Origin of the sequence: Xanthomonas sp. MUS 060, assembly GCF_000963215.1 — a bacterium.
GTDB lineage: Bacteria > Pseudomonadota > Gammaproteobacteria > Xanthomonadales > Xanthomonadaceae > Xanthomonas_A.
In genome coordinates, this window is the sequence record NZ_JZIM01000036.1 from 1 (window position 1) to 10,532 (window position 10,532).

12 protein-coding genes and 3 pseudogenes are annotated in these 10,532 nt (G+C 63.1%); 2 read left to right on the forward strand and 13 right to left on the reverse strand.

What is annotated here, in order from left to right; genetic code table 11:
• The coding region (locus tag XANALMUS060_RS20145; protein ID WP_152640549.1) for an S-layer family protein at positions 1-405 on the reverse strand (405 nt) is incomplete at its 3' end.
• 544 nt (positions 406-949) lie between these two features.
• On the opposite strand from XANALMUS060_RS20145, the gene XANALMUS060_RS15935 reads away from it, so the two are divergent.
• The gene (locus tag XANALMUS060_RS15935) at positions 950-1,234 is read left to right on the forward strand and encodes a SymE family type I addiction module toxin (RefSeq protein WP_045739277.1); all 285 of its coding nucleotides are present in this window, start codon (positions 950-952) and stop codon (positions 1,232-1,234) included.
• A gap of 47 nt (positions 1,235-1,281) precedes the next feature.
• Here XANALMUS060_RS15935 and XANALMUS060_RS15940 read toward each other — a convergent pair whose 3' ends face one another.
• The 10 genes and pseudogenes from XANALMUS060_RS15940 to XANALMUS060_RS22330 form a co-directional block, all read right to left on the reverse strand.
• Positions 1,282-1,746, reverse strand: a complete 465-nt coding sequence (locus XANALMUS060_RS15940) for a hypothetical protein (protein WP_045739278.1) — start codon at positions 1,744-1,746, stop codon at positions 1,282-1,284.
• Positions 1,743-3,746, reverse strand: coding sequence for a hypothetical protein (locus XANALMUS060_RS22295; RefSeq protein WP_235430561.1), 2,004 nt, complete (start codon positions 3,744-3,746; stop codon positions 1,743-1,745). The genes XANALMUS060_RS15940 and XANALMUS060_RS22295 overlap by 4 nt, the downstream gene beginning before the upstream one ends.
• Positions 3,747-4,083: 337 nt before the next feature.
• Complete coding sequence (locus tag XANALMUS060_RS22300) at positions 4,084-4,161, reverse strand: hemagglutinin repeat-containing protein (RefSeq protein ID WP_235430565.1); 78 nt, start codon at positions 4,159-4,161, stop codon at positions 4,084-4,086.
• Positions 4,162-4,323: 162 nt separating this feature from the next.
• Positions 4,324-4,575 (reverse strand): annotated as a pseudogene (locus tag XANALMUS060_RS22310) (hemagglutinin repeat-containing protein); the annotation flags it as partial.
• 13 nt (positions 4,576-4,588) lie between these two features.
• Positions 4,589-4,984: pseudogene (locus tag XANALMUS060_RS22315) on the reverse strand (hemagglutinin repeat-containing protein); the annotation flags it as partial.
• Positions 4,985-5,038: 54 nt separating this feature from the next.
• Entirely contained in the window at positions 5,039-5,560 is a 522-nt protein-coding gene (locus XANALMUS060_RS22320) for a hypothetical protein (RefSeq protein WP_045739281.1), read from the reverse strand.
• A gap of 85 nt (positions 5,561-5,645) precedes the next feature.
• A pseudogene (locus XANALMUS060_RS23100) lies at positions 5,646-5,930 on the reverse strand (hypothetical protein); the annotation flags it as partial.
• A gap of 314 nt (positions 5,931-6,244) precedes the next feature.
• Positions 6,245-6,478, reverse strand: a complete 234-nt coding sequence (locus XANALMUS060_RS21455; protein WP_045739282.1) for a hypothetical protein — start codon at positions 6,476-6,478, stop codon at positions 6,245-6,247.
• 84 nt (positions 6,479-6,562) lie between these two features.
• Positions 6,563-6,805: a hypothetical protein gene (locus tag XANALMUS060_RS21460; protein ID WP_045739283.1), complete on the reverse strand. Its 243-nt coding sequence runs from the start codon at positions 6,803-6,805 to the stop codon at positions 6,563-6,565.
• On the reverse strand, positions 6,780-7,733 hold the full coding sequence (locus tag XANALMUS060_RS22330) for a hemagglutinin repeat-containing protein (protein ID WP_235430563.1): 954 nt from the start codon (positions 7,731-7,733) through the stop codon (positions 6,780-6,782). The genes XANALMUS060_RS21460 and XANALMUS060_RS22330 overlap by 26 nt, the downstream gene beginning before the upstream one ends.
• A gap of 52 nt (positions 7,734-7,785) precedes the next feature.
• Here XANALMUS060_RS22330 and XANALMUS060_RS21470 point away from each other — a divergent pair, with 52 nt between their 5' ends.
• Positions 7,786-8,202 carry a hypothetical protein gene (locus XANALMUS060_RS21470; RefSeq protein WP_200894076.1) on the forward strand — a complete coding sequence of 139 codons (417 nt, stop codon included), beginning with the start codon at positions 7,786-7,788 and terminating at the stop codon, positions 8,200-8,202.
• A gap of 510 nt (positions 8,203-8,712) precedes the next feature.
• Here the strand turns inward: XANALMUS060_RS21470 and XANALMUS060_RS20695 are convergent.
• Entirely contained in the window at positions 8,713-9,873 is a 1,161-nt protein-coding gene (locus XANALMUS060_RS20695) for a hypothetical protein (protein WP_045739287.1), read from the reverse strand.
• Positions 9,870-10,448: a hypothetical protein gene (locus XANALMUS060_RS15995; RefSeq protein WP_045739288.1), complete on the reverse strand. Its 579-nt coding sequence runs from the start codon at positions 10,446-10,448 to the stop codon at positions 9,870-9,872. Before XANALMUS060_RS15995 ends, XANALMUS060_RS20695 begins: the two co-directional genes overlap by 4 nt.
• Between the last annotated feature and the right edge of the window lie 84 nt (positions 10,449-10,532).

Here is a 10,532-nt window from a genome sequence, read left to right on the forward strand (position 1 = left end):
ACGACCGGTCAGTTGCCCGATCTGCTCGCGCACCAACTTCTGTTCGTAGTACCCATCGCCCAGGCGTTGCTGCATGGTGTCGGCGTTGTAGCCCAGTTGCCGCAGTTGCGCGTCCGAACTCAGCCACACCCGGTAGTTGGTGAAGCGTGGATCGGTCTCCACCAGCGCGTGGCCGCCGTTGGGCTGCACGTTGAACAGGCTGGCGCTGGGCAGTTGCGTGTCTAGTTGGTGAAGCGTGGATCGGTCTCCACCAGCGCGTGGCCGCCGTTGGGCTGCACGTTGAACAGGCTGGCGCTGGGCAGTTGCGTGTCCGGCGCACCCACCCATCACGATGCGGTCCGGCGAACCGCCTGCCGCATTGACCGCCACGCTGCCGGTCACCGCGTACCGACGAAGGCGAGGCACGTGTAGTTATTGTGCAGATTATCGATTGACAACGAACGCAACCGACTGCAATCTTTCAACCAAGGAGCGTAGAAACTCCTCACGTAGCGGTACCCACCTCCGTCAAACCGGTGGGTTTTTTGTGCCTGTTCGCAGGTGCAAACCGACGCAATGCCTGCGTCGGGAGGGCGGCTAATACAACACCCTTCGGGGAAATACGCCCGCCGGCTACGTGCGGTTTCTAACCTCCCGACATCCCGTCGCCGTTGGCGGCGGTTCTCGTCCACCGAGGTGCCTGTTCGCAGGTGCAAACCGACGCAATGCCTGCGTCGGGAGGGCGGCTAATACAACACCCTTCGGGGAAATACGCCCGCCGGCTACGTGCGGTTTCTAACCTCCCGACATCCCGTCGCCGTTGGCGGCGGTTCTCGTCCACCGAGGAGAGGCTATTGCCATGCGTCAATCTTTATCCCGCCGCAGTAAAACAACAACCAAGCGTTCGCCAAGCCAAGCGACGCCATGCACGGACCTGCAATGGACGTTTGTGGAGCCGACGCTCACTCCCATGATGACGCGTGAGCAGGCGGCGGCGCTGAATGCGGCCGAGCATGCGGCCAAGCTTGCTCGGGCACAACGCCCACCGCGACGCGTGCGTCCGACGCAGCAATGCACCATGGGGTATGGCTATTATCCCGACAGCCATCAACCCGTGCCCGCACTGCGCCTGCGTGGCCGCTGGCTGGAACAGTTGGGCTTCGCCATCGGGTGCAAGCTAAGCATCACTGTGCGGGATCGTGAGTTGGTGATTACGGCATTGAATGAAGAGCGCATGCCAATGGAAGAACTGTGAAGACCGAAGTTACACAGTTCAATTTAAAAATTCACAGACTAACAGGCTCAGATATTCCCCAATAAAGTAACCTTCCATAATTTATCATCCAAAGAAAACTCCATATGCATTCCAAATTGATCAAAATCGTAACTGATCCACTTATTTACGTAGCCGATCAAAGGGTCTTGCCTCCCTCCTCCAAAGTCTTTCGGACGGCCGAATTCTTTCAAAATTCCCTGATAATTACACCCCTTAACATTAATATCAAATACTTGCCCACTGTAAGGCAAAAACCCCTCATGGCTCTGAATGAAAAAATGAATGTGATTTAATTTCTCAGATCTAATTCCCAACTCCACTCCGGAATTTAAGAATTTATAAAACCTCGTCCTGCCCTCCGGATCATTATATTCCTCTGGCGTATTCGAAGTTACAGGAGTCTCATCAAAATTTGAAATGAATTTTATGAACTCGACTCCAGATTCATCCTTGCCTAGCGCGCCAATGAAATCAGACCAACTTAAATTCATTTTATGATTCCCATCTTTCTATTTCTTTCGATGATTTTTTGGACGGTCTCGTCCACCAATTTCGAATCATAGCCTCTACTGATTAGATTATATCGCAATGAGTCTGTATTTCGACAAACTGCATCACACAAATCAGATGCATCTTTCTGTATTTGCTCAATAGTATTCTTGCCGCCATATGTAGGCCCTGCGACATGAACCTCTTTTGTAACCTCAACTGCAGTCGCATTCTGATAGAGAACTTTTGTCTCAGCATCAGTGAGGGGGCGGCCCAATTCAGCCTCTTTTGCAGTTCGCAATGCAGCAAATGAAGGGATATGGTCATGTTCCAAGCCATCTCCAACCACCTCCCTGGATTTAAGTTCCCTATAAGAATCCACTTCAAGCTCCTTAACAGATGTCTTTGCCGGCGAATTTAGTTCTTGAGCTAATCTAACATCTCTGGATGCATCGATCACTGCCTCGCCAGCATGCTCCAATGACCGACCAACTGAACCAACAGGCACCACGCCGCCAGCGATGTTGATCGCCGCATTATCAACTACGCCCTTGTAATCGCCATCCGACAACGACACCCAACTGGCACCTATCGGGCCAAAAATCCCCAATTTCGCCATCAACCGCAGATCGTTCTTCTGAACAAATCCGGACATCGTCTGCAAGTCGTCTGCACTCCACTTGGACATATCCGCAGGTCGAGTCGCCCGCCACAGTTGATACTGCCCCTCCAATTTGAGATCAGACCCCACCGAAAGATAGTCGTCCATCGTGATCGAATGCCCAGCGGTCAGATGCGTATCGAATACCTTGTCCGTGATCTTGGTAAGAAGATTTCCGCGATATGGCTGGTCGTATAGCGTCGGGTCATAGAACTGGCTTTTGGTCGCGGTGAAAGCCTGCTGAAGTTCGCCCTTCTCATTGACGAACCCAAGGTGCGCATCGGCCGCTTCGCTGGCAAGCCAGTTTGCAGCCGCTTGATACTTTGCGGCATCCTGACCCGTGGTTTGCGCCTGCGCAGTGCTATCAAGCTGATCCAAAGAAGCAGCAATCAGCAACTGCGTTGCCTCTTTTTCACTGATTTTTGCATACTCGGCATACTTGGCAGCCTCAGCGGCAAGGAAGCTCATCTCGACCGGATGCAACTGCCGATTATTCGTATCCTCGTTGAACGCCGTGGCCGCGCCGCTCGCGCCGCCGGTCACCGCCCCCAATCCCGCTGCCAGGCCCGCACCCACTGCTTCACGCACGCCGTCGGGCAGGTCCTTGGTCAGCTCGGTCAACTTCGGTGCCGCACTCGCCGCCGCGCCTGCACCCAACGCGCCTTGTACGCCGCCACCCAATGCGCCCATCGCCGCGTGCGCCGCCACGCGGTAGACGCCGCCTTCGTCCCATTTGGCCGCTTCTGCTTCGTTGCCCTGCCCGCGCAGTTCCAACGCCTTTTGCGAGGCGTAATCACCAATCGCCTTGCTCGCCTGCTGGCCGAACGTCGCCATGATCTGCGCACCAGCGGTCACTTGCTGTTGCAGTTGTTGCCCGTTCCAGTCCTTGACCAAGCCATTACCGCTGTCGCCGGTGTGCACGTCGCGCTTGAGTGCCGCAAGCGTGTCGGCCACGCTCTGTCCGCTCTTGGCTTGTTGCCCTGCTGCATCGGTGATGGTCAGTGCGCCGCCACTGATTCCGCTGTGCGTGATCGAGGTCTGGCTGCCGCTCTTGCTGTCGTAGCCCGCTGCGGTTCCCCGCGCCCCGCTGCCCTGGTTCTGCCAGGACCAACTGCTGCCATTATTCGCTGTCGAGGGCATCTGGCTGCTGGCGCTGTCGCCACTGCCGCCATCGCTCTTGCCATCGGACTTGCCATTGCTCCCCCCCGCCGCATACCCGCCGGACAGGTTCACCCCCGTCGCCTTGTAGTGGCTGGTATTGGTGATGTCGGCCACCGTCAGCGTGCCGGTGGTCAGTTGGTTGCGCCCTTGGTCGATCGCACCCTGCGTGCTCGCGATCACTGCGCCCTTCAAACAAATCCGTGTTGCCATGCACGGTGATGTCGAACCCGCCATCGCCGGCCTGGATGCCGCTTTGTTCCGTCACGCTGGCGAAGTCGCCATCCACCTTGGAGTGGCTATAACTCGCACTGCCACTCGCCCCCATGCCCACGGTGACACTGGCACTGGCAGAGGTGTCGTGGCTCTTTGTTCCGTCACGCTGGCGAAGTCGCCATCCACCTTGGAGTGGCTATAACTCGCACTGCCACTCGCCCCCATGCCCACGGTGACACTGGCACTGGCAGAGGTGTCGTGGCTGGCGTAATGGCTGGTGTCCTGCTCGCTGTGGATGTGCAGATCACCGGCCGCCCACATCCGCCATCACCTTGTTCGCCGACAGCACCGCGCCATCCAGCGTGGTGTCGTGGCCGCTGATGAGCGTGGCCGTGTTGCCCGCCCCACATCCGCCATCACCTTGTTCGCCGACAGCACCGCGCCATCCAGCGTGGTGTCGTGGCCGCTGATGAGCGTGGCCGTGTTGCCCGCCGACCGACAGGTGGCTGTTGCGTTGGGTCACGTCCGTGCCATCGCCCTTGCCGTGCGCGCTGCTGGCGTTGGCGGTGACGCCCGCCGCCATGCCGTCCGCGCCATAGTTCACCGCCACGCCGATCGCCGCGCTGCCGCTCTTGCTGCGGCTGTGTTGCTCGCCGCTGTTCTGTGCCGACTCCACCGTGATGTCGTGGTCCGCCGCCAGCAGCAGGTTGTTGCCCGCTTTGACGTCGCTGCCGCGGATCAAGAGGTGCGCTGCTGGCGTTGGCGGTGACGCCCGCCGCCATGCCGTCCGCGCCATAGTTCACCGCCACGCCGATCGCCGCGCTGCCGCTCTTGCTGCGGCTGTGTTGCTCGCCGCTGTTCTGTGCCGACTCCACCGTGATGTCGTGGTCCGCCGCCAGCAGCAGGTTGTTGCCCGCTTTGACGTCGCTGCCGCGGATCAAGAGGTTGCTGTCGTCGCCGCCGCCAGTGGCGATCAAGGTGACATTGCCGCCGGCATGCAGGGTCGAGCCCTTGACCGTGTCGCTGTGTTGTTCGTTCGCTCTCGCTATGGCTGCGGCTGCCGCCCACGGTGATGGCGATGTTGATGCCCGCCCCTTGCGCCGCGTCCTTGACGCTATCGGCAGAGGCAAGTTTGCCCAGCGACTGACTCGCCCCATACGCGCTGTACGCCGCAGAAGCACCGGCCAGCGCCTGCATCCGCGCATCGCCCTTGGCCTGGCTGCCCGCCTGCGCACTTTGTACCGCCGACTGCGCCAGGTTCAGCGCCGCCTCTCGCTATGGCTGCGGCTGCCGCCCACGGTGATGGCGATGTTGATGCCCGCCCCTTGCGCCGCGTCCTTGACGCTATCGGCAGAGGCAAGTTTGCCCAGCGACTGACTCGCCCCATACGCGCTGTACGCCGCAGAAGCACCGGCCAGCGCCTGCATCCGCGCATCGCCCTTGGCCTGGCTGCCCGCCTGCGCACTTTGTACCGCCGACTGCGCCAGGTTCAGCGCCGCCGAGGTCACCGACAATGTCACACCGCCTTGCTTGAACGCCGTCTGCTGCGTGCTGTCGGTGGTGTCGTGCACTTCGGTGATCGCGATGTCCTTCGCCTTGGCGGTGATGTCGCCCTGCAACGCCATCACATCGCTGCCCGTGATCGCCAGCGTATTGCCCGCTACCATCGTCACGTTGCCCTCCAGGCTGCCCACCGTGCTGCCGGTGTGGGTCACCGTGGCGTTGGTCGCATCGGTCTTGAGCGATTGCTTGCCGTAGGTGACTGACGCTGAGGCCACCATTGCCGAACAGGCCGCTCTTCTTGACCTGTTTGTCGTGCTCCTCGCTGTGCGTGTTCTGCGCTGTCTCCAGGGTCAGGTTGTTGCCCGCCGCCAGCACCACGTCGCCCGTGCCGACGATCTGCGCACCCTGCGCCAGCAGGTCGTTGCCCGCCGCGATGTGCACCGTGTCGCCGCTCAGGCTGCTCGTCACCGCCAGGCTGTCGTGCGTCGCGTCGTGTGTGGTCGTGGTCTTGCTGGAGAGGAACTTTTTCTTGCGCGTTTGCTCGTCCACCACGCTGTCGTGCTGTTCCTGCGTCGCGGTCAGCGCCACCTTGCGCGTTTGCTCGTCCACCACGCTGTCGTGCTGTTCCTGCGTCGCGGTCAGCGCCACGTCAATGGCCCGCGGCCAGAGCGATGCCGCCGTTCTGGCTCGCCACCGCCGTCGAGGCCAGGGTCAGGTCGTTGCCCGCGCGCATCACGATGTCGCCGCCTGCGCCCAGTTGCCCGCGGCCAGAGCGATGCCGCCGTTCTGGCTCGCCACCGCCGTCGAGGCCAGGGTCAGGTCGTTGCCCNTGTGCGTGTTCTGCGCTGTCTCCAGGGTCAGGTTGTTACCCGCCGCCAGCATTGCCGAACAGGCCGCTCTTCTTGACCTGTTTGTCGTGCTCCTCGCTGTGCGTGTTCTGCGCTGTCTCCAGGGTCAGGTTGTTACCCGCCGCCAGCACCACCCACGTCGCCGGTGCCGACAATCTGCGCGCCTTGCGCCAGCAGGTCGTGGCCCGCCGCGATGTGCACCGTGTCGCCGCTCAGGCTGCTCGTCACCGCCAGGCTGTCGTGGCTCTCGTCGTGCGTGGTCGTGGTCTTGCTGGAGAGGAACTTTTTCTTGCGCGTTTGCTCGTCCACCACGCTGTCGTGCTGTTCCTGCGTCGCGGTCAGCGCCACGTCGGTGGCCCGCGGCCAGGGCGATGCCGCCGTTCTGGCTCGCCACCGCCGTCGAGGCCAGGGTCAGATCATTGCCCGCGCGCATCACGATGTCGCCGCCTGCGCCCAGTTGCGTGCCTTGCACGTGTTCGTCGTCGTTCGAGGTGACCAGCGAGTGGCGCTTTTGCCCGCGCGCATCACGATGTCGCCGCCTGCGCCCAGTTGCGTGCCTTGCACGTGTTCGTCGTCGTTCGAGGTGACCAGCGAGTGGCGCTTGCTCACGCTGCTGCGCGACTGTGTGGTGCTGTCCACCACCGCCTGACTATCGAGGTCGTGGCCGGCCTGCAACGCCCGCCAGCGCCTTGCCTGCGCCGATCTGCGCCGCTTGCAGCGTCAGATCGTGGCCCGCCGCCAACACCACGTCGCCCGCGCCTTGCACGCTGCTCACCGCATGCGTGGTCAGCGCCTTGCCTGCGCCGATCTGCGCCGCTTGCAGCGTCAGATCGTGGCCCGCCGCCAACACCACGTCGCCCGCGCCTTGCACGCTGCTCACCGCATGCGTGGTCTCGCTGCTGCGTTGGTAGTTGCGTGCATCGTGCGTGGCGTCGGTACTGTGCGTGAGCGTCTGCGCGCCCAGGGTCAGGTCGTGACCGGCCACCAGTTGGGTCACCCCGTCGGTGCCGGCATTGCGCACCTGCGCCGCTTGCAGGGTCACATCGCCACCACCCACCACCGACAACACGCCGCTGCCATTGGCTCCGGTCACGTACAGCCCGGCCACCCGCGTGATCGCCTGCTGATGCCCGCCGCCTTGCAGCGTCTCCACCGTGGAGGCCACCTCGATGTTGCCCGCCGCACGCACGCTCAACGCATCCACTGCGCTCACGCTCGCGCCCTGGATGCGGATGTCGCTGGCCGAGGTCAGCGCTACTTGATTGCCGCTGATGCTGCCGCCCAGGTGATCGATCCGGCCCGCATCCAAGGACACCAATTGACGGCCAGCGATGGTGCCGCCCACCACCGACAACACGCCGCTGCCATTGGCTCCGGTCACGTACAGCCCGGCCACCCGCGTGATCGCCTGCTGATGCCCGCCGCCTTGCAGCGTCTCCACCGTGGAGGCCACCTCGATGTTGCCCGCCGCACGCACGCTCAACGCATCCACTGCGCTCACGCTCGCGCCCTGGATGCGGATGTCGCTGGCCGAGGTCAGCGCTACTTGATTGCCGCTGATGCTGCCGCCCAGGTGATCGATCCGGCCCGCATCCAAGGACACCAATTGACGGCCAGCGATGGTGCCGGTGTTGGTCAGCGTACGTGCCGCTCACGTGCGCATCGACATTGGCACCGGCCAGCAGCGCGCCGCCGTTGTCCAGATCGCCCGGATGCAGACGCAGGTACACCTGCGGCACCAGCGCGGTGGTGGTGCGCCCATCGGGCAGCGTCACCGTCTTCGCCACCAGCCACACGATGTCGCTGGTCAACTGCGCCATCTGCGCCGCCGTCAACGCCACGCCCGGACGCAGGCCCCAGGCCTTGCCCACCGTCGCGCCGGCATCCAGCAATGCCTGGTATTGCGCTTCGTCGCTGCTATAGCCTTCCAGGAAGCGACGACCGGTCAGTTGCCCGATCTGCTCGCGCACCAACTTCTGTTCGTAGTACCCATCGCCCAGGCGTTGCTGCATGGTGTCGGCGTTGTAGCCCAGTCCAGCAATGCCTGGTATTGCGCTTCGTCGCTGCTATAGCCTTCCAGGAAGCGACGACCGGTCAGTTGCCCGATCTGCTCGCGCACCAACTTCTGTTCGTAGTACCCATCGCCCNGCTATAGCCTTCCAGGAAGCGACGCCCGGTCAGTTGCCCGATCTGCTCGCGCACCAACTTCTGTTCGTAGTATCCATCGCCCAGGCGTTGCTGCATGGTGTCGGCGTTGTAGCCCAGTTGCCGCAGTTGCGCGTCCGAACTCAGCCACACCCGGTAATTGGTGAAGCGTGGATCGGTCTCCACCAGCGCGTGGCCGCCGTTGGGTTGCACGTTGAACAGGCTGGCGCTGGGCAGTTGCGTGTCCGGCGCGCCCATCACGATGCGGTCCGGCGAACCGCCTGCCGCATTGACCGCCACGCTGCCGCTCGTCGCGCCCTGACCGCTCACCGTGCCCATGGCGCTGGCGTTGCCGGTACTGGCGCGCTGGGCGCCGCTGGATTGCGCCTGCCGTCGCGCCGGCATCCAGCAATGCCTGGTATTGCGCTTCGTCGCTGCTATAGCCTTCCAGGAAGCGACGCCCGGTCAGTTGCCCGATCTGCTCGCGCACCAACTTCTGTTCGTAGTATCCATCGCCCAGGCGTTGCTGCATGGTGTCGGCGTTGTAGCCCAGTTGCCGCAGTTGCGCGTCCGAACTCAGCCACACCCGGTAATTGGTGAAGCGTGGATCGGTCTCCACCAGCGCGTGGCCGCCGTTGGGTTGCACGTTGAACAGGCTGGCGCTGGGCAGTTGCGTGTCCGGCGCGCCCATCACGATGCGGTCCGGCGAACCGCCTGCCGCATTGACCGCCACGCTGCCGCTCGTCGCGCCCTGACCGCTCACCGTGCCCATGGCGCTGGCGTTGCCGGTACTGGCGCGCTGGGCGCCGCTGGATTGCGCCTGCGCCCGCCGCGCTGCTCCCGGACACCCCGCCCGGGCCATGCAGCGGACCGACGCCGCCACCGCTGACCGTGCCCTGTGCGCCCTGCACACTCAGGTTGGTCAGCGCCGCCGCGCCCTGCACGTTGGGCGCGGCGCGGCCCTGGTTGAGGTTGCTCAAATCACCCACGTCGATGTGCAGCGTGCCGCCGCTGGTGATCGAGCCGCCGATCTGGCCGATCTGCACCGAGATCGATGGATTGCTCCATTGCCGCGTGGTGCCGTTGTACGCATACGAGACGTTGTTGAAGCTGTCGGTGCGGTACAGCGTCTGCGCCAGGTTGGTCACGCTGGCCGCGCCGGTGATGCCGTCGATGCTCAGGTCACCACCGGCGGCGATGCGCGCGTAGGTGTTGTGCAGGGTGTCGGTGACGATATGCATCGCACCGCCCGAGTGGATCACCGCCTCCGGACCCAAGCCCGGTTGCAGCACGTCCTGCACCGTCGTGCGCGTGGCGATGCGGTATTGCTCGTTGTCGTCCAGCCCGCCGCCTCCGGTGCCTTGCGGATGGCTCAGGATGTGATCCGGATCGGTATAGGCGTATTGCGCGATCAGCCGCACGCAGTTGGTGGTGCAGGTGCCATACGCATTGGAGTACTGCAGCGTGTCGCTTTCGTAGTGGAACGGCGGGGCGCCGGCTTCGTCGGTGGTCATCCCGGCGAAGGGATCGCTGGCACCGCTGCTGGTCTGGTCCGGATTGACATTGTGCTCGTCACGAGCGAAGTAGTAGATCGTCACCGTGCCCGTGAGACGTTGTTGAAGCTGTCGGTGCGGTACAGCGTCTGCGCCAGGTTGGTCACGCTGGCCGCGCCGGTGATGCCGTCGATGCTCAGGTCACCACCGGCGGCGATGCGCGCGTAGGTGTTGTGCAGGGTGTCGGTGACGATATGCATCGCACCGCCCGAGTGGATCACCGCCTCCGGACCCAAGCCCGGTTGCAGCACGTCCTGCACCGTCGTGCGCGTGGCGATGCGGTATTGCTCGTTGTCGTCCAGCCCGCCGCCTCCGGTGCCTTGCGGATGGCTCAGGATGTGATCCGGATCGGTATAGGCGTATTGCGCGATCAGCCGCACGCAGTTGGTGGTGCAGGTGCCATACGCATTGGAGTACTGCAGCGTGTCGCTTTCGTAGTGGAACGGCGGGGCGCCGGCTTCGTCGGTGGTCATCCCGGCGAAGGGATCGCTGGCACCGCTGCTGGTCTGGTCCGGATTGACATTGTGCTCGTCACGAGCGAAGTAGTAGATCGTCACCGTGCCCGTGCGCGGGTCCAGCCGCGAGCGCTCGCCGGTGGCACCGACCGTACAACGCGCCACGGGCGAAGAAGTACGCGCTGGTCTGCGCCGTCAGCCGGATCGTCGCCTGGTGCACCTGGTACCCATCCGGCGTGGTGTACACCG